The sequence below is a fragment of the Streptomyces sp. NPDC059906 genome (assembly GCF_042730645.1).
GTDB lineage: Bacteria > Actinomycetota > Actinomycetes > Streptomycetales > Streptomycetaceae > Streptomyces > Streptomyces rubrogriseus.
This window is the reverse complement of record NZ_JBHWKU010000012.1, coordinates 145740-167165: the sequence shown is the minus strand read 5'-3', so window position 1 is coordinate 167165 and position 21426 is coordinate 145740. Positions and strand designations below refer to the sequence as shown.

Sequence of the window (21426 nt, the reverse complement as noted above, 5' to 3'; positions counted from 1 at the left end):
GGCGTTCCCCTGGAAAGTGCCGCCAGAGGGCGCTTCCCCTCAGCACGGGTTCTCGACCAAGATCACCGCGGTTCCTGGCCGGACTGCTGTCGTCCAGGCGTCGGGACATTCGTGAGGCCATCGAGGTCCTGGCTGCCCTCGCCCCGACCCTGACCGAGGCGATGAAGACCACTCGGACGAAGGCGTTCGTCATCCTCGACGGCGGGCTGGTGGCTCCTGCGGAAGCCCCGCTGCTGTGCGCACTTCATGCCGGAGGCGGGGAGGAGGGGCCGCAAGGCGATCGATAGCCTGCTGGAGGATGGGGCCCCAGGCCCGACCCTGAGTACGGATTCGACCGTCCGACGCGCGTAAACAACGAGGTGAGACCCCGTATGTTCACTACCCGGCCGACCCTGCAGGGCACCTTCGGCATGGTGTCCTCGACCCACTGGCTGGCCTCCCAGTCGGCCATGGCGGTGCTGGAGGACGGGGGCAACGCCTACGACGCGGCCGTCGCCGGGGCCTTCGTGCTGCACGTCGTCGAACCGCACCTCAACGGGCCCGCCGGGGAGGTGCCGATCCTGCTCGCGCCGGCGGGGGGCGAGGTGCGGGTGCTGTGCGGACAGGGTGTGGCCCCGGCGGGGGCCACGGTGGCGCACTACAAGGGGCTCGGACTCGACCTCGTCCCCGGCACCGGACCGCTCGCCGCCGCCGTGCCCGGCGCCTTCGACGCCTGGCTGCTCCTGCTGCGCGACCACGGCACCAAGTCGCTGGCCGACGTGCTGAAGTACGCCGTCGGCTACGCCGAGCACGGGCACGCTCCCGTGGAGCGCGTCGCCGAGACCGTCGAGACCGTCCGGGAGCTGTTCGAGACGGAGTGGACCTCCTCCGCCGAGGTCTACCTGCCGGACGGCCGTCCGCCCCGCCCCGGCCGGCTGCTGCGCAACCCGGCCCTGGCGGCCACCTGGAAGCGGCTGCTCGCCGAGGCCGCCGGCGCGGCGGACCGGGAGGCGCAGATCGACGCCGCGCGGGAGATCTGGCGCTCCGGGTTCGTCGCCGAGGCCCTCGTACGGCAGGCCGGGCGGCCCACCCTGGACACCAGCGGCGAACGTCACACCGGCACCCTCACCGCCGCCGACCTCGCCGGCTGGTCGGCGCACTACGAGGCGCCGGCGACGTACGACTGGAACGGCTGGACCCTGTGCAAGGCCGGACCGTGGAGCCAGGGGCCCGTCCTGCTCCAGCAGTTGGCGCTGCTCCCGCCCGAACTGCCCGCCCACGGCGGTGCCGACTACGTCCACCTGCTGGTCGAGGGCTGCAAGCTCGCCATGGCCGACCGGGAGGCCTGGTACGGCGACGCCGACGGCGCGGACCGCGTACCGCTCGGCGAGCTGCTGTCGCCCGAGTACAACGCGGCGCGGCGGCGGCTCGTCGGCGACAAGGCCTCCTTCGAACTGCGCCCCGGCGCCCCGGGCGGGCGCGTCCCGCGGCTCGCCGCCCACGCGCTCGTCGCCGCCGTGGAGGGGGAGGGCCTCGACGCCCTCGGGGTAGGTGAACCGACGGTCGCCAAGAGCCCGGTGTCCCCGGTGCCGGGGGAGCCGGACGTCGCAGCCGACGGGGGCACCCGCGGCGACACCTGCCACCTCGACATCGTGGACCGCTGGGGCAACATGGTCTCGGCCACGCCGAGCGGCGGCTGGCTCCAGTCCAACCCCGTCGTGCCCGAACTGGGCTTCCCGCTCGGCACCCGGCTCCAGATGACGTGGCTGGAGGAGGGCCTGCCCAACTCGCTCACGCCGGGCCGCCGCCCGCGCACCACGCTCACGCCCTCCATCGCCCTGCGCGACGGGGTGCCGGTCATGGCCTTCGGCACCCCCGGCGGCGACCAGCAGGACCAGTGGCAGACGCACTTCTTCCTGGCGGTCGCGCTGCGCGCGCGGGTGCGGGGCGGTCTCGACCTCCAGGGCGCGATCGACGCGCCGAACTGGCACAACGACAGCTTCCCCGGTTCCTTCTTCCCGCGCGGCATGCGGGCGGGCTCGGTCACCGTGGAGTCCCGCATGCCGGCGGAGGTCGTCGAGGAGCTGCGGCGCCGCGGGCACGACGTGACGGTGGGGGAGTCGTGGTCGGAGGGCCGGCTGTGCGCCGTCGCCTGGGACCCGGAGACGGGCGTGCTGTCGGCGGCGGCGAACCCGCGCGGCATGCAGGGGTACGCGGTGGGCCGCTGACCGGCAGGCGCGCGCGTGCACCTGATGTTCGTGCCGATTCCACCCGGAGTACACCACCCGGGTGGGGATTGTCAGTGGCGCGTGCTCTCATGGAGTCATGATCGAGGACAACGAAACCATCGACGAGTTTCTCGCCCGGCACACCGGCGACGTGGAGGAGGCCGTCCGCAAGGCGGCCGCGCAGGAGATCATGCCGCGCTGGCGCCGGCTCGCGGCACACGAGGTCGACCAGAAGGCGGGCCCGCACGACCTGGTGACGGACGCCGACCGCAAGGCGGAGCTGTACCTCACGGAGGCCCTGCCCCGCCTGCTGCCCGGCTCGGTGGTGGTCGGCGAGGAGGCGGTGCACGCGAACCCCGCTTCGTACGGGGCGATACGCGGCGAGGCCCCGGTGTGGATCGTCGACCCGGTCGACGGGACCCGGCAGTTCGTGCGCGGCGAGGAGGGTTTCTGCACGCTGGTGGCGCTCGCCCACCGCGGCGTCGTGCACGCCTCCTGGACCTACGCCCCGGCCGGTGACCGGCTCGCCACGGCCGTCCGCGGAGGGGGCGCCTTCCTGGACGGCGAGCGGCTGTACGCGGGGCCGCCCGAGCCGGGCCGGGACCTGCGGGTGGCCACCTCCCACCCGGACTACACGACGGACGAGCAGAAGCGCGACCTGCTCGCCCTGCGCACCCCGGGCGTGGCCCCCCGCCCCTGCGGCTCGGCCGGCCTGGAGTATCTGGCCGTCGCCCGCGGCGAGTCCGACGCCACCGCCTTCTCCTGGGAAGCGGCGTGGGACCACGCGGCCGGCCTCCTCCTGGTCGAGGAGGCGGGCGGCACCCACCTGACCCGCACGGGCGAGCCCTTCCGCATCACGGGGGGCAACGAACTGCCGTTCACCGCCGCCCGCGACGCGGCCACGGCCCGGCAGGTGGTGGCCCTGCTGTCGGGCGAGGCGTGATCCCCGGGGGAGCGCCGCCCGCCGCCCGGGAACCAGCCGCACGGGGACCCGGGTGCCCGGGAATTCCGGTGCCCCGGCGGCCCGTCGCGTGGTCGACTGTCGGTCCGACAGCCGTCGCCGACCGACCGGAGTCACCTTGTCCCCGCACGTCACCGCTCTCACCGATCCCGCCCGCACCCCGTCCGCCCATCGCCTGGCCTGGCTGGCCCGCGGGGACGACGGCGGTCCGCTCGGGTACGCGTTCCTGCGGGTGTTCACGCGGGAAGGGCAGGACCACCTGGCGGAGCTGACGCTGAACGTGCACGCGGCGGAGCGGCGCAGAGGCGTCGGGTCGCGGCTCCTCGACGAGGCGGTGGCCGCCGCGCGAGAGGCCGGCCGGCGGTCGGTCGTCGCGCAGGCCGACGCGGACACGCCCGGCGACCACTTCCTCGCCGCGAGCGGCTTCCGCAAGGTGCTGGCCCTGACGTACGCCCGGCTCGACCTGAGCGGGACGGGCGGCCGCCGGGCCGGGGAGACCGACGCGATCGTCGGGCGGCCGCACCCCGGCTACCGGTTGGTGTCCTGGCGCGGCACCGTCCCGGACGACCTGGCCGGGACCTTCGCCGACTCGCGCCGCGCGATGGACGACATGCCGATGGACGACACCGACTACGGCGTGGTGGCCTGGGACGTCGAGCGGGTCCTGGCAGCCGCCCGGGCCGTCGCCGACCGCGGGGAGCAGCTCACCACGGTGGCCGTCCTCGACGAGGCGGACGGCTCGATCGCGGGCTTCTCGGAGTTCGTCGTGCCCGGCGACGGCAAGGGCGACGGGCTGCACTACGGCACCGGTGTGCTGCCCGAGCACCGCGGCCACGGCCTCGGCCGCTGGATGAAGGCCGAGTCGATCCGCCTCGCCCGCGCCCAGCACCCCGGTCTCGCCGGTCTGGTCACCGACACGGCCGACAGCAACACGCACATGCGCCGCATCAACGACGCGCTCGGCTACGCCCCCACGCACCGGGCCCTGGAGTACCAGCTCGACCTGTGACGCCCGCGCCGGTCGCGCCGGTCGCGCCGGTCGCGCCGGTCGCGCGGGTCGCGCGGGTCTCCCGCCGTCAGGCCGCCACCCCCTCCGCGGCGAGGAACTTCTCCACCGCCTCCCGCGCACGACGGTCGAAGTCGGCGTACTGCGCCGCCCGCTCGGCGCCCTCGACCGCGTCGCCGACCAGCAGACTGCCCTCGGCGTCGACGCGCTGCGGGCGCTCCTCGGCGTCGGTGAGCAGACCGACGGCCGAGTGGGAGAAGCCGCAGTAGTAGGCGATGCCCTCGCTGAGGTTGGTCTCCAGGAGGGCGTGCATCGCCTCGGTGATCGGATCGTCGGCGGTGGCACCGGCCAGGCCCAGCCAGAGCATGCGCTTGCCCGCCAGGCGCGGCTTGCTGCGGCCGTAGGCGAAGCCGTAGTTCCACACCCGGTCGATCCATCCCTTGAGGAGGGCGGGCACGCTCTGCCAGTACACCGGGAAGACGGCGACGACCACGTCGGCGTCGAGCACGCGCCGCATGTGCGCCCGCGCCTCGTCCGAGTACGCCTTCTCCCGGTCCCCCCAGTCCGGCTGGTCCGCCGTGGTCATCCGCGGGTCGAAACCCTCGGCGTGCAGGTCGAGCAGGTCGACGCGGTATCCGGCGGCCTCGAGCCGCTCGGCGGTACGCCGGGCGGTGTGCGCGGTGAGGGAATCGGCGCGGTGGTGCGCGACGACCACGAGGGCGGTCCTGGCGTTACTGCTGCTGTGCTGCGTCACGGGGTCTCCCGGCTGGTCTCGGTCAGTGCGACGAGTCCAGTACAGCCGCGGCCGCATGGATGATCCATGGGAGAAACTCTCGGAAACATAAGAGATCGTCTACGATGACCGGCGTGGATCCCCTGAGTTCACTGCTGAGCGGCATCCGGGCCGAGGGCTCGGTCGTCAGCCACGCCGTCCTGACGGCGCCCTGGACCATCCGCTTCACCGACGGCGCACCGCTCACCATGGTCAGCGTGCTGCGCGGCGGCGGCACCCTGCTGCTGCCCGACGGCACCCGACGGGCGGTCGGCGTGGGCGACACCGCCCTCGTCCGCGGCCCCGCGCCCTTCCTCCTCGCCGACCGGCCCGCCACGGTCGACCGCCCGCACACCGAGTACGAGATCGCGTGCTTCACCGCGGACCCCGAGTGCACCGCCCAGGACCTCGGCGGCATCCGCTGGGGCACCGACCCGGACGGCGCGACGGCGCTGATCGTGGGCGCCTACCGCGCCTCGGGCCACCGCCACGAACGGCTCCTGCGCACCCTGCCGCCCGTCCTGGTCGTCAACGAGGACGTCGAGGTCTGTGCCTGGCTGGAGACGGCCGCGGCCGACGCCGCCCGGCTCTCGGCCGGTTCCCAGGCACTGATGGACCGGCTCCTCGACTGGGCCCTGGTCTGCACGCTGCGCAACTGGTTCGACCAGGCCGGCGCCGACGCGCCCAGCTGGTACCGCGGTCTGGCCGACCCGGTCCTCGCCCCCGCCCTTCAGGCCTTCCACGACCGGCCCGCCCAGTCCTGGACGGTGGCGTCGCTCGCCGGCCGGGCGGGCGTCTCCCGGGCGCTGTTCGCCAAACGCTTCACCGAGCTGATGGGCCGCCCGCCCCTCGCCTACCTCACCGAATGCCGGATGGCCGACGCCGAGGCGCTGCTGGCCGACACCGACCTCAGCATCGCCCGGATCGCCAGGTCCGTCGGCTATGCCGACGCCTTCGGCTTCAGCGCCGCCTTCAAACGCCACCGGGGCCAGAGCCCCAGCACGTTCCGCGCCGCGGCGGCGGCCTGAACCCCGGCGCGCGGTCCCGCCCACCCGAGACCGTGCGCCGTCGGACCCCGGGCATATCCTGATCCCCAGTGGCCATCGGCTGACGAAGGGGTCCGAAGGTGCCGTCGATGCTCGATGCGGTCGTAGTGGGTGCGGGGCCGAACGGACTGACCGCCGCCGTGGAGCTGGCCCGCCGCGGCTTCTCGGTCGCCGTGTTCGAGGCGCGGGGCACCGTGGGCGGCGGGGCGCGCACGGAGGAGCTGACCCTGCCCGGCTTCCGGCACGACCCGTGCTCGGCCGCGCACCCGCTCGGTATCAACTCGCCCGCCTTCCGCGACCTCCCCCTGGAGCGGTACGGCCTTCAGTGGCTGCACCCCGGGCTGCCCATGGCGCACCCCTTCCCCGACGGCTCGGCCGCCGTGCTGTCCCGCTCGGTCGGCGAGACCGCCGCCTCCTTCGGAGCGCGCGACGCCGGCCCGTACCGCAGGCTGGTCGAGCGCTTCCTGCCCAGGTGGGACACGCTGGCCCGGGACTTCATGTCCCTGCCGCTGACCGCGCTGCCCCGCGACCCGGTCACCCTGGCCCGGTTCGGTCTGGTCGGTCTGCCCCCGTCGACCTGGCTGATGCGCCGCTTCCGCGACGAGAAGGCCAAGACCCTCTTCGCCGGGCTCGTCGCGCACGTCATGGCCCCGCTCGGCGGCTTCGCCACCGGCGCCATAGGCCTGGTCTTCGCCCTGGCCGCGCACGCCCGCGGCTGGCCCGTCGCCCGCGGCGGCTCCCAGTCCATCTCCGACGCCCTCACCGCGTACCTCCAGGACCTCGGCGGCGCCGTCCACACCGACTACGAGGTCAAGCGCCTCGACGACCTGCCGCCCGCGCGCGCGTACGTCTTCGACACCTCGCCCACGGCCCTGGCCCGCATCGCCGGCCTCGGCAGCCACTACGCGAACTACCGCTACGGCCCCAGCGTCTTCAAGATCGACTACGCGCTGGACGGGCCCGTCCCGTGGACGGCCGAGGAGCCGCGCAGCGCGGGCACCGTGCAGATCGGCGCCGACAGCACGGAGATCGGCGCAGCCCTGCACGCCGCCTCCGGCACGGACCGCGCACCCGAGCGGCCGTTCCTGATCACCGTGCAGCCCAGCGTCGCCGACCCCACCCGCGCCCCGGCCGGCCAGCACGTCTTCTGGGCCTACGGCCATGTCCCCAACGGCTGGAGCGGCGACCTCACCGACGCCATGGAACGCCAACTGGAGCGCTTCGCCCCCGGCTTCCGCGACCGCGTCCTCGCCCGAGCCACCGCCGGACCGGCCGAACTCGCCGCCCGCAACGCCAACTACGTCGGCGGCGACATCTCCTCCGGCGCGGTCTCCGGCCTCCAGCTGCTGCTGCGCCCCAAGATCTCCCTGTTCCCGTACTCGACCCCGCACCCGGCCGTGTTCATCTGCTCGTCGGCCACCCCGCCCGGCCCCGGCGTCCACGGCATGTCGGGCCACAACGCGGCGAAGGCCGTCTGGCGCAGGCTGAGGCAGACATGACCGGCATCACCCTCGTCCAGGGCGACATCACCCGCCAGAGCGCCGACGCGATCGTCAACGCCGCCAACTCCTCCCTCCTCGGCGGAGGCGGCGTCGACGGCGCCATCCACCGGCGCGGCGGCCCCGCGATCCTGGCGGAGTGCCGCAGGCTCCGCGCGGGGCACCTCGGCAAGGGCCTGGCCACGGGCCGTGCGGTCGCCACCACCGCGGGCGAGCTGGACGCGCGCTGGGTGATCCACACCGTCGGTCCCGTCTGGTCGGCCACCGAGGACCGCTCCGGCCTCCTCGCCTCCTGCTACCGCGAATCCCTGCGCACCGCCGACGAGTTGGGCGCCCGCACGGTGGCCTTCCCCGCCATCTCCACCGGCGTCTACCGCTGGCCGATGGGCGACGCGGCCCGCATCGCCGTGGAGACGGTGCGGGCCACCCGGACATCGGTCGCCGAGGTCCGCTTCGTCCTCTTCGACGCCCCGGCGTACCAGGCGTTCGCGGCACGGACGGGCTGAGCGCCGCCGGCACCCTCCCCACCTGGCTTGACGCTTTATTGCGAGTCATGTGCAATAGCTGCGCATCGACAACAAGCGTGGGGGAGACATGACAGCCCGTCGGACCAGTTGGACCCGTCGGACCCGTTGGACCCGTCGGACCGCCCGGAGCCTTCCGATACGGAGTGCCGCCGTCGCGGTGGCGTTCGCCGCCGGTGCGACCGCCTGTTCCGCGCCCTCGGGCGAGGGAGGGGACGGCGGCGGCGAGTCGGCCGAATCCGTCGTCATAGGCGTGGCCTCGGAACCGGACACCCTCAGCCCGCTGCTCGGCTACGGCAAGGACGGAAACTCCAAGATCTTCGACGGGCTGCTCGCCCGCGACACCGACCTGGAGCTGAAGCCCGCCCTCGCCGCCGCGCTGCCGAAGGTCACCGACGACGGCCGGACGTACACGTACACCCTGCGCGAGGGCGTGAAGTTCAGCGACGGCGAACCGCTGACGGCCCAGGACGTCGTCTACACGTACCGCACCGTCCTCGACGAGAAGACCAACAACACCGCCCGCAGCGAACTCGACGCCGTCGAGGACGTCCGCGCGAGCGGGGACGACACCGTCGTCTTCACCCTCAAGTACCCCTACGCGCCCTTCGCTGCCCGCACCGTCCTGCCCATCGTCCCCGAGCACGTCGCGGGCAAGCAGGACCCCAACACCGGCGACTTCAACACCGAGCCGGTCGGCACCGGACCGTACGTGCTCACCAACTGGAGCAAGGGCGAGAAGCTCGGCTTCAGGGCCAACCCGCACTACTGGGGCGACAAGCCCGCGGTGAAGTCGTTCACCATGGCCGTCATAGCCGACGACAACGTGCGCGCCACCCGGCTGCGCTCCGGCGACCTCGACGGCGCCGTCCTGCCGCCCAACCTCGCCGCCACCTTCGAGAAGGACGACGGCAGGCGCACCTACCGGGCCAGGTCCTACGACTTCCGGGCGGTCACCCTGCCCAGCGCCGGCAAGGTCACCGGCGACCGCGCGATCCGCCGGGCCCTGGACGCCGCCGTGGACCGGCAGGCCATGGTCGACAAGATCCTCGACGGCGCGGGCCGGCCGGCGTACGGGCCGCTGCCCGTCGACGACCCCTGGTACGAGCGCGCCATCGAGCGCCCGCGCGACCTCGCGAAGGCCGGGCGCATCCTGGACGAGGCCGGGTGGAAGCCCGGCTCCGGAGGCATCCGCGCCAGGGACGGACAGCGCGCCTCCTTCACCCTCTACTACCCCTCCGGCGACAAGGTCCGCCAGGACCACGCGCTCGCCTACGCCTCCGACGCCAAGAAGGCCGGCATCGAGGTCAAGGTGGAGGGCGCCACCTGGGAGGTCATCGAGCCGCGGATGAAGACCGACGCGGTCCTCGCGGGCTTCGGCAGCGTCGGCGACCCCGACTTCGGCCTCTACACCCTGCTGCACTCCTCGCTCGCGAACGACGGCTTCAACAACATGGCCGGCTACGACAACGAGGCGGTCGACGAAGCGCTCGACGCCGGGCGCCGCAGCCAGGACCCGAAGGTGCGCGCCGCCGCCTACGAGAAGATCCAGAAGGCGCTCGTGGCGGACCCGGGATACACCTTCCTCACCCACATCGACCACCTCTACGTCCTCGCCGACCGCTGGGACGGGCTGACCACCCAACTGGAGCCGCACGAGCACGGCTTCGCCAGCGGGCCCTGGTGGAACATCGAGGACTGGCAGCCGAAGAAGTGACCCGACCGGCCCGACGGCTGCCCTGGGGGGCGATGGCACGGCTGGCGGGGCGGCGCGCGCTGTTCGCCGTCCCCGTCGTCCTCGTCGTCACCTTCGGCGTGTTCGCGATCGCCGCCGCCTCGCCCTTCGACCCCGTCAAGGCCTACGCCGGCACCGCCGCGCTCGGCGCCGACCAGGAGACCCTGGACCGGCTGCGCGAGAACCTCGGCGTGGACGAGTCCTTCGTCGCCCGCTGGTGGCACTGGCTGACCTCCGCACTCACCGGCGACCTCGGCCACTCCAGCGTGCTGCGGCAGCCGGTGACGCAGGTCATCGGTGAACGGCTGGTCTGGTCCGCGCTGCTGTGCGCCGTCGCCTTCGCCGTCGCCGTCACCCTCGGCATGCTCCTCGGCGTGCTGGCCGCCCGCCGGCCGGGCTCGGTGCTCGACCGGGCCGTCACCTCCCTCGCATACACCCTGGAGGCGGCGCCGGTCTTCTGGATCGCGCTGCTCGCCGTGTGGCTGTTCGCCCTCCAGTGGGACGTGCTGCCCGCCGGCGGTCTGACCGACACCGCCAGCCAACACGTCACCCCGGGACAGGTCGCGGGCCACATCGTGCTGCCCGCCGGGGTGCTCGCCGTCTCCCAACTGCCCTGGTTCACCCTCTACGTGCGCCAGGGCGTCGGCGACGCACTCGCGGAGGACCCGGTGCGCGGTGCCCGGGCCCGCGGACTGGGGGAGGGCACCGTCCTGGTCGGACACGCGCTGCGCTCGGGGCTGCTGCCCGTGCTCACCCTGATCGGCTCCCGCGTTCCCGAACTCATCACCGGCGCCCTGCTGGTGGAGAGCGTCTTCAGCTGGCCGGGTATCGCCGCGGCCACCGTCGAGGCCGCCACCGCCGTCGACTTCCCGCTGCTCGCCGCCCTGACCGTACTGGCCACCGTCGCCGTACTCGCCGGCAACCTGCTGGCCGACCTGCTCTACGGACTCTTCGACCCGAGGGTGAAGCTCAGTGAGATGTGATGTTCGTGGCTGAGACCGCCGCCGAGAAGACGGAGGCTCCCGCACCGGCCTGGCGCTCCCGCGGCGGCGACCGCCGCTCCACCCGCACCCTGCGGCTGCGCACCTCCGCCGTGCTGCTGACCGCGACCGTGCTCGCCGTGCTGCTCGTGCCGCCGCTGGTGCAGCTCGACCAGCAGGCCGTCGACCTGGCCGCCAAACTGGAAGCACCCGGCTGGGCCCACCCCTTCGGCACCGACGACGTCGGCCGCGACCTGCTGCTGCGCTGCGTGTACGGCCTGCGCGTCTCCCTGCTCGTCGGGGTGGCCGCCGCGCTGACCGCGACGGTCGTCGGCACCGCCGTGGGCGCCACCGCCGGTGCGCTCGGCGGCTGGGTCGACCGGGGCGTCATGCGGGTCGTCGACGCCCTGTCCTCCGTGCCGCACCTGCTGATGGGCATCTTCATCGTCGCGATGTTCCGGCCGGGCGTCTGGCCGGTGGTGGCCTCCGTCGCGCTCACCCACTGGCTGTCCACCGCGCGCATCGTCCGCGCCGAAGTGCTGTCGCTGCGCGCCCGCCCCCACATCGACGCGGCCGTCTCCGGCGGCGCGTCCCGGTGGCGGGTGGCCGTGCGGCACCTGCTGCCGGGCGTGCTGCCGCAGGCCGCGCTGGCCGCCGTACTGATGGTGCCGCACGCCATGTGGCACGAGTCGGCGCTGTCCTTCCTCGGCCTCGGACTGCCCACCCACACCGCGAGCCTGGGCAACCTGATCCAGGAGGCGCGGGGTTCACTGCTGGCCGGGCAGTGGTGGCCCACCCTCTTCCCCGGCCTGTTCATCATCGTGCCCACCCTCGCCGTCGCCGGTCTCGCGGGCGCCTGGCGGGAGCGGATCAACCCGCGCCGCCGATCGGAGCTGATGCTGTGACCGGGCGAGCCCCCGTGCTGTCGGTGCGCGGACTGTCCGTGCGGTTCCTGATGCCGGGCGGGCGCCGTGTCGCCGCCGTCACCGACGCCCACTTCGACGTGGCGCCCGGCGAGTGCCTGGCCCTGATCGGCGAGAGCGGCTGCGGCAAGTCCGTCCTCGCCTCCGCCCTGCTCGGCCTGCTGCCCGGCAACGCGCAGACCGCGGGCCGCGCGCTCCTCGGCGACCTGGACCTGCTCGCCGCGGACGAGCGGACCTTCGCCCGCACGGTGCGGGGACGGCTGATCGGCCTGGTCCCGCAGAGCCCCGCCGCCCACCTCACCCCGGTCCGCACCGTCCGCTCGCAACTGGAGGAGACGGTCGCGGAACTCACCGGCGTCCGCGGCGGACGCGGGGCCCTGCGCGAGGCCGCTCAGGCCGCCGCCGAGCGCGCCGCGTTCCCAGCGGACCACCTCGACCACCATCCGCACGAACTCTCCGGCGGCCTCGCCCAGCGCGCCGCCACCGCCCTCGCCCTGGTCGGCGACGCCCCGCTGCTGCTCGCCGACGAGCCGACCACCGGGCTCGACCGGGACCTGGTCGACCGCACCGTGGACGAGCTGCGACGACATGTCGACAACGCCGAGGGCAAGAGCGCCCGGGGCGACGCCGGGAGCCGCGCCCTGCTGATGATCACCCACGACCTGGCCGCCGCCGCACGCATCGCCGACCGCATCGCCGTGATGTACGCCGGGCGCATCGTCGAACTCGCCGACGCCGGCGCGTTCTTCGGCACCCCCGGCCCACGCCACCCCTACAGCCGCGGCCTGCTCGACGCGCTGCCCGACCGTGCCTTCACCCCCATCCCCGGCCTGCCGCCCGAACTCGGCGCCCTCCCGGCCGGCTGCGCCTTCGCCGCCCGCTGCGACCGGACCACCGACGCCTGTGCCGACCTGCCCCCGCTGCGCCACGCGGTGGCCTGCCACCACCCGCACGCCGCGCTCACGGAGGCCGCCGACCGTGCTTGAACTGCGCACCGTCACCGCCGGATACGCGAGGAACGCTCCGGTGTTCCGGGACGTCTCCCTGTCCGTCGCGCCGGGAGAGGCGGTCGGCCTGCTCGGCCCCAGCGGCTGCGGCAAGTCCACCCTCGCCCGCGTCGCGGCCCTGCTGCACCAGCCCGACGCGGGAGCGCTGCACCTCGACGGCACCCCCGTACGGCGCTGGCGGCACCGCGCACCACGGGAACAGCGCACCGCCTTCGGCGTCGTCTTCCAACAGGCCCGGCTCTCCGCGGACCCCCGGCTGCGGCTGGCCGACCTGATCGCCGAGCCGCTGCGCGCCACCGGCCGCCGGGAGGGCGCCGCCGACCGTGTCGCCGAACTGTCGGCGACCGTGGGCCTGACCGCCGACCTGCTGACCCGGCGCCCGCACGAGGTCAGCGACGGCCAGTTGCAGCGCGCCTGCCTGGCCCGCGCCCTGGTGCTGCGCCCCCGCTGGCTGGTGTGCGACGAGATGACGGCGATGCTCGACGCCTCGACCACGGCCGCCCTGGTGCGGGTCGTGGAGGACTACCGGGCCGCCACCGGCGCCGGCCTGCTGGCCGTCGGCCACGACCGGGTCCTCCTCGACCGCTGGTGCGACCGCACCGTCGAGTGGGCGTCCCTGGTTGCCGCGGCGGAGCGCTGACCCGCGGCCCGCCCCGGGGCCGTCAGCGCGTGCTCCACTTCTGGTTGTCGCGGCCGCTGCACTCCCAGAGCTGGAGCCTGGCGCCGTTGCCCGTCTTCTCGTCGACGACGTCCACGCACTTGTTGGCCTGCACATTGACCAGGTCCCGGGGGCCGGCCAGGATGAACTGCTGCGCCGGGTTGCCGCTGCACACCGCCACCTGGACCACCGTGCCGTTGGCCGTGCCGCCCCAGGTCGCGTCCATGCACAGGCCCAGCGAGCGGATCGTGCCGTCGGGACGGAAGTCCCACTTCTGCCAGTTCTTGCCGGTGCAGTCCGCGATCTGCAGCGGCGCACCGTCCCGCCACTTGTGGCCCGCCACCTCGATGCAGCGGTTCGAGGCGTGACCGTAGATGGTCGTGCCCGGGGCGACGGGCTCAGACGCCTCGGCGTCCGGCTTCTCGTCGCCGCCGCCCCCGCCCGACGTCTCCTTCTCGGGCTTCTCGCGCTTCTCGGGAGCCGGTGCCTCACCGCCACCGGCTCCGCCGTCGTCCTGTGGCTCCCGGGTGGGCGGCTGCTGCGCCTGCGGCTGCTCGGCGGGCGCGGACCCGGCGGTGCTGGGCAGCAGCTCCGGGGTCGCGCTGGGACTGGGTGCCAGCGCGGCGCCCGCCTGCTGGGTCTGCTCGGTGGCACTGGTGCGGACCTGCGGCTTGTAGGCGATCCAGACCATCACGAAGGCGATGGCCAGCGCCATCGCGATGCCCAGGAACGTCGCCAGCCAGCGGGGCAGGAACCCGCGCTGCACAAAGGTCCCCTCGACATCGGTCGGTTCCACCCCCGACCGGCGCACCGCCAGCTTGTACGGCCGCTCCTGCTTCGCCCCGAACCAGGTGATCTGCCGCGGCTTGAGCGTCGTCTCGACGAACGCCGCACGCCCCGGCTCGATCTGCACGTTCGAGGGCCGGATCTCGTACGAGAGGTGGTCGCCGGTGTCGCTTCCGGTGAGCGACGCCGTCACCTTCGTGTTGCCGAGGTTGTCGACCGCCAGCCGCGGCCGGCCCCGGAACCGCCCCTTCACCGTGACCGGCACCAACTCGGCGCGCACCTCGGAGAACGCCGTGATCGTCAGGTTCCCCTCCGGAACCGTCACCGCGTCGGGGTGCTCCGTCGGCGTGATCCGCACCGCGTACGGATGGGGGCCCGCCACCGCGTCCGGCGTCCGCGGCGGGGCGAAGGTCAGCTCCACGGTGCCGGTCGTGCCCGGATACAGGCGCAGCGTCTGCGGCTCGACCGTCGTCCAGGGCGCCATGTCCCCGACCGGTTCGAACCGGTACTCGTCCACCACGTCACCGGTGTTGCGCACCCGCAGTCGTACGCGCGCACTGCTGCCGGGGTCCACGGTCGCGGACGCGGGCTCCAGGGAAGTCCACAGGCTCACGGGGGGACGTTACGTGGTGATCCGGTCACCGTCAGGAGCCCCAGGGGCAGACCCGGGTGCCCCAAAGGCCCGGACCACGTGACCGATCGTCCCGAGGGCCGTCCCGACGACCCCGTGTTCACCAGGAACAAACAAACTCCGACGGGGTAATTGATTCGGTTGTGTTCGGGTTCTAGGGTGACCCGTGACTCAGTAGTCGCCGCGTCACCGGCAGTTGCGTTCCACCCCCAAGGCAACTGCTCTCCCAGCACCGTGCGTTGAGCCGCCCCCGAAGCCCACGGAAGGCCACGGTCATGCCGCACTCGCCCGTGTCACCCGCCGGATCCCCCGCCCCTCAGCCCCGCCGGCCCCGCCCGGTCGTCAGCCGCCGCCGTCTCCTGGAGGGCGGTGCCGCCGTCCTCGGCGCCCTCGCGCTGTCCGCGTCGCCCCTCACGGCACAGGCGGCCGTACGGCGGGCGGCGGCCGACGAGCCGCCGGAGTGGAACGACTTCGGCGTCTTCCGGCTCGGCACCCAGCCGCCGCACGCCACGCTCACGCCGTACGAGGACGTCAAGCAGGCCATCGACGGTGACCGCGCCCGCTCGCCCTACCGGCTGAGCCTGGACGGCACCTGGAAGTTCGCCTACGCCGACCGCCCCGAGGACCGGGACGCCGACTTCCACCGCACCGACGTGGACGACGGGGACTGGGAGACCATCCCGGTCCCCTCCGTGTGGCAGCTGCACGGCCACGACTTCCCCATCTACCTGAACATCACCTACCCGTACTGGGGTCCCAACGGCCTCGGCGAGGAGCCGCGGCCGCCCGCCGCGCCGACCCGCTACAACCCGGTCGGCCAGTACCGGCGCACCTTCACCGTCCCCCGTGACTGGACGGGCCGTCGCACCTTCCTCCACTTCGAGGGCGTGAAGTCCGCGCACTACGTCTGGATCAACGGCGAACTGGCCGGTTACGACGAGGACTCCTACACGCCCTCCGAGTACGACGTCACCGACCTGCTCAAGCCGGGCACCAACCAGATCGCCGTCGAGGTCTACCGCTACTCCGACGGCGACTGGATGGAGGACCAGGACATGATCCGGCTGAGCGGCATCTTCCGCTCGGTCCACCTCTACTCCACCCCGGCCGTGCACCTGCGCGACTTCAAGCTCGACACCCCGCTCGACGACACCTACACCGGCGCCGAACTGGCCGTCACCGCGAGTGTGCGGGCGTACGGAGAGGGCGGCACGGGCCGCTACACCGTCGAGACCCAGCTGTACGACGCGCGCGGCCACGCCGTCTGGTCCCGGCCGTTGCGGCAGCCCGTCGACGTCGGCGAGGCCCGCGCGGGCGAGGACGTCACGGTACGGGCCGCGAAGGCGGTGCCGAAGCCCCGGCTCTGGTCGGCCGAGCACCCGAACCTCTACACGGCCGTACTGCGCCTCAGGGACCCGGCGGGCAAGGTGACCGAGACCCTGTCGCACCGAGTGGGCTTCCGCGAGTTCGCGCTCAAGGACGGACTGATGCGGATCAACGGCGAGCCGGTGTCCTTCCGCGGCACCAACCGCCACGAGATGCACCCCTCCCGCGGCACCGCGCTCACCCGCGAGGACATGGTCGAGGACGTCAAAATCATCAAGCGGATGAACATCAACAGCGTCCGCACCTCGCACTACCCCAACAACCCGTACTGGCTGGAGCTGGCCGACGAGTACGGCCTCTACCTCGTCGACGAGACCAACCTGGAGACCCACGGCATCCGCGACGAGTACCCCGGCGACCATCCCGACTGGACCGCCGCCTGCGTGGCCCGCGCCCAGAACATGGTGCACCGCGACAAGAACCACGCCTCGGTCGTCATCTGGTCGCTGGGCAACGAGGCGGGCGGCGGCTCCACCTTCACCGCCATGCACGACTGGATCCGCTCCTACGACGACACCCGCGTCATCCAGTACGAGGGCGACGACCGCCCCGGCGTCAGCGACATCCGCTCGGAGATGTACGACAGCCCGCAGTGCGTCGAGCAGCGCGCGAAGGACACCTCCGACACCCGGCCGTACGTCATGATCGAGTACGCCCACTCGATGGGGAACTCCACCGGCAACTTCAAGAAGTACTGGGACATCGTCCGCCGGTACGAGGTCCTCCAGGGCGGCTGGATCTGGGACTTCGTCGACCAGTCCCTCTACACACCCGTCCCCGCCCGCACCCTGCTCACCGAGGCCGGGCCCGCCGGGCTGCGCGGGGAGATCCTCGCCACCCGCGGCACCCTCGACCGGGACAAGGGCCTGTCCGGCATCACCGTCTTCGAGCGCCACGACAGCCTCGACCTCACGGGCTCACTGACCCTGGAGGCCTGGGTCACCCCGCACGTGACGGGCTACCACCAGCCGATCCTCGCCAAGGGCGACACCCAGTACGCGCTGAAGCAGAACGGCCGGACCCTGGAGTTCTTCATCCACTCCGACGGCCAGTGGATCACCGCGAACTGGACCGTGCCGGCGGACTGGACCGGCCGCGAGCACCATCTCGCGGGCGTCTTCGACGCGGACGCCGGGACCCTGACCCTCTACGTCGACGGCGTCGAACGGGCCACCCGCACCACCGACCGGCGCCCCAGCAGCAACACCGCGCCCCTCGCCCTCGCCTCCGACGCCGACAACCAGGTACGGGAGTTCAGCGGCACCGTCCGCCGCGCCCGCGTCTACGCCCGCGCCCTCGACGCCGCCGAACTGGCCTCCGACGGCCGCGGACCCGGCGACGACGGCGTGCGGTTCTGGTTCGACGCGGCCACGGTGAAGACCTCGACGCGGCGCCCCCGGGACAAGACGTTCCTCGCCTACGGCGGCGACTGGGGCGACAACCCCAACGACGGCGCCTTCGTCGCGGACGGCATCGTCACCGCCGACCGCGGCCACACCGGCAAGGCCGCCGAGGTCAAGCGCGTCTACCAGGCGATCGACGCCGCCCGCACCCCGGGCGGTGGCCCCGGCGCCGTCACCCTCACCAACGAGTACCTCTTCACCCGCCTGCGCGAGTTCGACGGCCACTGGGAACTCGTCGCCGACGGCGAGGTCGTACGGCGCGGGAGGCTGACCCGGGACCAACTGGACGTGGCGCCGCGCTCCAGCAAGGACATCACCGTCCCCGTCAGGCTGCCGGGCCGCCCCGGCCCGGGTACCGAGTACTTCCTCCAGCTCTCCTTCACCACCAAGGAGTCCACCCCGTGGGCGAAGGCGGGCTTCGAGGTGGCCCGCCGACAGCTCCCCGTCGAGGCCGACGTGCCGGCGGTGACCCCGGCCCGCCCGGCGAGCGTGCCGGTCCTGCGCCACGAGGACCGCGACCAGGACGTCGAGGTCACCGGCAAGGGCTTCTCGGTCACCGTCGACAAGCGCACCGGCACCATCACCTCCTACGAGGCCAGGGGCACCCGGCTGATCACCTCCGGGCCGGTGCCCAACTTCTGGCGCGCGCCCACCGACAACGACAAGGGCAACGGCCAGCACACCCGCAACCAGACCTGGCGCGACGCGGGCGCCCGCCGCAAGGTCACCGGCGTCGCCGTGCGCGCGCTCGGCGACCGGGCCGTCGCGATCAAGGTCACCGGCACGCTGCCCACGTCGGTGGAGTCCACGTACGCCACCACCTACACCGTGTTCGGCAACGGCGAGATCAAGGTCGACAACAGCCTGCACCCGGGCGCCGCGAACCTGCCCTACCTCCCCGAGGTCGGCACGATGCTGTTCCTGCCGAGCGGCCTGGACCGCGTGCACTGGTACGGCCGCGGCCCCGAGGAGAACCACTGGGACCGCAACGACGGCACGGACGTCGGCCTCTACTCCGGGACCGTCGCCGAGCAGTGGACGCCGTACATCCGCCCGCAGGAGAACGGCAACAAGACCGACGTCCGCTGGATCGCCCTCACCGACCGCCACGGCGTGGGCCTGCTCGCCTCCGGCGAACCCCTCCTGGAGGCCAACGCGTCGCACTTCACGCCGGAGGACCTGTCGGCCGGGGTGCGGCACGACTACCAGCTCACCCCTAGGGACGAGGTCGTCCTGCGCCTGAACCACCGGCAGATGGGCGTCGGCGGCGACAACAGCTGGGGCGCGCACACCCACGACGAGTTCAAGCTCTTCGCCGACCGGGACTACGCGTACACCTACCGGCTGCGCCCGCTCACCGACGTGCGCGACGCGACGCGCGCCGCACGACGGCCGACGGCGGCGGAGTAGCGGACGGGAGCCGGGGGAGCGGCGCCGTCAGCCGGCGGCGTCGCTGATCCCCAGCCGCAGGTGCTCCACGTGGTAGACGGCCTGGTCGAGCAGCCCGGCGACATGGTCGTCGTGCAGGGCGTACACCACCGAACGGCCCATGCGCTCGCCGACCACCAGACCGAGGTTGCGCAGCAGCCGCAGCTGGTGCGAGCAGGCCGACTGCTCCATGCCGACCTCCGCCGCCAACTCGGTGGCGGGCAGCGGCCCTTCGCGCAGCCGGGCGAGGATCAGCAGCCGGGACGGGGTGGACAGGGCCTGGAGGGTCGTGGCGACCTTCGCGACGTTGTCCGCGTCCAGGCGCACCCGCTCGGCGGCGTCCTGCGCGGTGGTGGCGGCTCCGTGACCCATGCCGTCATCTTACGCATCCACCTGGAGGGCTCCCCGGTAACACATGAACACATGAACGGATGAACGAATGAATTAATGAACGAGTCTTCATGTGTTCCTGTATGGTGTGCCGCGTGTCCACCACCCTCGCCCCAGCTCCGCGGACCGCGCCCGCCACCGCACCGCCGCCCCGCCGCCGCACCCGCGTCCTCGCCCTGCCCGAGGCCCGCTGGGCGCTCGTCTCCCTCGTCGCCTTCCTCGCGGCCCTGCCCCTCGACCTCGGCTCGGCCCCCGCCTGGACGTACGGCCCGCTGTACGTGCTCGCCTACGCCGCCGGCGGCTGGGAGCCCGCACTCGAAGGACTGCGGGCGCTGCGCGAGAAGACCCTGGACGTCGACCTGCTGATGATCGTCGCGGCGCTCGGCGCGGCCGCCGTCGGGCAGGTCCTCGACGGCGCCCTGCTGATCGTCATCTTCGCCACCTCCGGCGCCCTGGAGGCCCTGGCCACCGCCCGCACCGCCGACTCCGTGCGCGGCCTGCTCGACCTCGCGCCCACCACCGCGACCCGCCTGCGGGAAGGCGGCGAGGAGACCGTCCCGGCCGCCGACCTCGCCGTCGGCGACCTGGTCCTGGTCCGGCCGGGAGAGCGGATCGGCGCCGACGGCACGGTCGTCGAGGGCGCCGGGGAGGTCGACCAGGCCACCATCACCGGCGAGTCCCTGCCCGTCCTCAAACGCCCCGGCGACGACGTCTTCGCCGGCACGCTCAACGGCACCGGCGCCCTGCGCGTCCGCGTCGGGCGCGACCCGGCCGACTCGGTCATCGCCAGGATCGTCACCCTGGTCGAGGAGGCGTCCCGCACCAAGGCGCCGACCCAGCTGTTCATCGAGAAGATCGAGCGGCGCTACTCGGTCGGGGTGGTCGTCGCCACCCTCGCGGTCTTCGGCATCCCGCTCGGCTTCGGCGCCGACCTCACGGACGCCCTGCTGCGCGCCATGACCTTCATGATCGTCGCCTCGCCGTGTGCGGTCGTCCTGGCGACCATGCCGCCGCTGCTCTCGGCCATCGCCAACGCCGGCCGGCACGGGGTCCTGGTCAAGTCGGCGGCCGCCATGGAACGCCTCGGCGAGACCGACACCGCCGCCCTCGACAAGACCGGCACCCTCACCGAGGGGACCCCCGAGGTGACCGCCGTAACCCCCGTGGCCGGTGGCGATGCCGACGAGGACGCCCTCCTAGCCCTCGCCGCCGCGGCCGAGTACCCCAGCGAACACCCGCTGGCCCGCGCGATCGTGGCCGCCGCCCGCGCCCGGGGACTGCGCATCGCGCCCGCCGGCGACTTCCGGGCGGCCCCCGGCCGCGGCGTGACGGCCGTGATCGACGGCCGCACGGTGCAGGTCGGCCGCGCCGATCCCACCGAGGCCGCCGCGGGCGCCGAAACCACCGTCCGCGTCACCCGCGACGGCGCCCTCCTCGGCACCCTCGCCCTCACCGACCGCCTCCGCGCCGACGCCGCCCGGGCCACCACCCGGCTCACCGCTCTCACCGGCACCGCCCCCACCCTGCTCACCGGCGATCACGCGCCCGCCGCCGCCCGCGTGGCCGACGCGACCGGCATCACCGACGTCCGCGCCGGACTGCTGCCCGAGGGCAAGGTCGAGGCCGTACGGGAACGGGAGCGGGCCGGCCGCAAGGTGCTCTTCGTCGGCGACGGCGTCAACGACGCCCCCGCGCTGGCCGCCGCACACGCCGGCGTCGCCATGGGCGGGGCAGGCTCCGACCTGGCCCTGGAGACCGCCGACGCGGTCGTCGTGCGCGACGAGCTGACGGCCGTACCCGCCGTCGTGGACCTCTCCCGGCGTGCCCGCCGGCTGGTCGTCCAGAACCTGGCCGTCGCCGGGGTCTGCATCATGGTCCTCGTCCTGTGGGACCTGATCGGCCACCTTCCGCTGCCGCTCGGTGTCGCGGGCCACGAGGGCTCGACCGTGTTGGTCGGCCTGAACGGCCTGCGGCTGCTGCGCGAGTCGGCCTGGCGCCCGGAGTGATCCGCGGGACCCCAGCACGCGGCACCTCCATGTCGGATTCCCGCCAGCCCCGGCCCGGCCGGTGCACCATCCTGGACG

Annotated in this window: 16 protein-coding genes and 1 pseudogene; 14 read left to right on the top strand and 3 right to left on the bottom strand. The window is 73.6% G+C overall.

The features are described from left to right. Positions 1–101 precede the first annotated feature (101 nt). The 4 genes and pseudogenes from ACFV9J_RS20255 to ACFV9J_RS20240 form a co-directional block, all read left to right on the top strand. A pseudogene (locus ACFV9J_RS20255) lies at positions 102–209 on the top strand (IS5/IS1182 family transposase); the annotation flags it as partial. 162 nt (positions 210–371) lie between these two features. After that, positions 372–2207, top strand: a complete 1836-nt coding sequence (locus ACFV9J_RS20250; RefSeq protein WP_385356053.1) for a gamma-glutamyltransferase family protein — start codon at positions 372–374, stop codon at positions 2205–2207. Between the two features lie 97 nt (positions 2208–2304). Next, positions 2305–3150 (top strand): inositol monophosphatase family protein, encoded by an 846-nt coding sequence (locus ACFV9J_RS20245; protein ID WP_385356052.1) that lies wholly within the window; start codon positions 2305–2307, stop codon positions 3148–3150. Between the two features lie 136 nt (positions 3151–3286). Continuing rightward, a complete protein-coding gene (locus ACFV9J_RS20240) occupies positions 3287–4177 on the top strand; it encodes a GNAT family N-acetyltransferase (RefSeq protein ID WP_385356050.1) in 891 nt (296 codons plus the stop codon). A gap of 67 nt (positions 4178–4244) precedes the next feature. Here ACFV9J_RS20240 and ACFV9J_RS20235 read toward each other — a convergent pair whose 3' ends face one another. Then, positions 4245–4928, bottom strand: coding sequence for an NAD(P)H oxidoreductase (locus ACFV9J_RS20235; protein ID WP_385356048.1), 684 nt, complete (start codon positions 4926–4928; stop codon positions 4245–4247). A gap of 104 nt (positions 4929–5032) precedes the next feature. On the opposite strand from ACFV9J_RS20235, the gene ACFV9J_RS20230 reads away from it, so the two are divergent. From ACFV9J_RS20230 to ACFV9J_RS20195, 8 genes are all read left to right on the top strand, one after another. Then, entirely contained in the window at positions 5033–5974 is a 942-nt protein-coding gene (locus ACFV9J_RS20230; protein WP_385356047.1) for an AraC family transcriptional regulator, read from the top strand. Positions 5975–6081: 107 nt separating this feature from the next. Next, positions 6082–7491, top strand: a complete 1410-nt coding sequence (locus tag ACFV9J_RS20225) for a phytoene desaturase family protein (RefSeq protein ID WP_385356046.1) — start codon at positions 6082–6084, stop codon at positions 7489–7491. Beyond that, on the top strand, positions 7488–7997 hold the full coding sequence (locus ACFV9J_RS20220; RefSeq protein ID WP_385356045.1) for an O-acetyl-ADP-ribose deacetylase: 510 nt from the start codon (positions 7488–7490) through the stop codon (positions 7995–7997). The genes ACFV9J_RS20225 and ACFV9J_RS20220 overlap by 4 nt, the downstream gene beginning before the upstream one ends. A gap of 88 nt (positions 7998–8085) precedes the next feature. Continuing rightward, positions 8086–9732, top strand: a complete 1647-nt coding sequence (locus ACFV9J_RS20215; RefSeq protein WP_385356044.1) for an ABC transporter substrate-binding protein — start codon at positions 8086–8088, stop codon at positions 9730–9732. Positions 9733–9764: 32 nt separating this feature from the next. Beyond that, positions 9765–10733 (top strand): ABC transporter permease, encoded by a 969-nt coding sequence (locus ACFV9J_RS20210; protein WP_385356043.1) that lies wholly within the window; start codon positions 9765–9767, stop codon positions 10731–10733. Then, positions 10733–11635 carry an ABC transporter permease gene (locus ACFV9J_RS20205; protein WP_385356042.1) on the top strand — a complete coding sequence of 301 codons (903 nt, stop codon included), beginning with the start codon at positions 10733–10735 and terminating at the stop codon, positions 11633–11635. The genes ACFV9J_RS20210 and ACFV9J_RS20205 overlap by 1 nt, the downstream gene beginning before the upstream one ends. Continuing rightward, positions 11632–12639 (top strand): oligopeptide/dipeptide ABC transporter ATP-binding protein, encoded by a 1008-nt coding sequence (locus ACFV9J_RS20200; protein ID WP_385356041.1) that lies wholly within the window; start codon positions 11632–11634, stop codon positions 12637–12639. Before ACFV9J_RS20205 ends, ACFV9J_RS20200 begins: the two co-directional genes overlap by 4 nt. Next, positions 12632–13300: an ABC transporter ATP-binding protein gene (locus ACFV9J_RS20195; RefSeq protein WP_385356040.1), complete on the top strand. Its 669-nt coding sequence runs from the start codon at positions 12632–12634 to the stop codon at positions 13298–13300. Before ACFV9J_RS20200 ends, ACFV9J_RS20195 begins: the two co-directional genes overlap by 8 nt. A gap of 22 nt (positions 13301–13322) precedes the next feature. Here ACFV9J_RS20195 and ACFV9J_RS20190 read toward each other — a convergent pair whose 3' ends face one another. Then, complete coding sequence (locus ACFV9J_RS20190; RefSeq protein ID WP_385356039.1) at positions 13323–14717, bottom strand: ricin-type beta-trefoil lectin domain protein; 1395 nt, start codon at positions 14715–14717, stop codon at positions 13323–13325. 293 nt (positions 14718–15010) lie between these two features. Here ACFV9J_RS20190 and ACFV9J_RS20185 point away from each other — a divergent pair, with 293 nt between their 5' ends. Continuing rightward, a complete protein-coding gene (locus ACFV9J_RS20185) occupies positions 15011–18934 on the top strand; it encodes a glycoside hydrolase family 2 TIM barrel-domain containing protein (protein ID WP_385356037.1) in 3924 nt (1307 codons plus the stop codon). A gap of 27 nt (positions 18935–18961) precedes the next feature. Here ACFV9J_RS20185 and ACFV9J_RS20180 read toward each other — a convergent pair whose 3' ends face one another. Further along, the gene (locus ACFV9J_RS20180) at positions 18962–19324 is read right to left on the bottom strand and encodes an ArsR/SmtB family transcription factor (RefSeq protein ID WP_385356036.1); all 363 of its coding nucleotides are present in this window, start codon (positions 19322–19324) and stop codon (positions 18962–18964) included. 101 nt (positions 19325–19425) lie between these two features. Between ACFV9J_RS20180 and ACFV9J_RS20175 the strand changes: the two genes are divergently transcribed. Next, positions 19426–21348, top strand: a complete 1923-nt coding sequence (locus ACFV9J_RS20175) for a heavy metal translocating P-type ATPase (RefSeq protein WP_385356129.1) — start codon at positions 19426–19428, stop codon at positions 21346–21348. Positions 21349–21426: the final 78 nt, after the last annotated feature.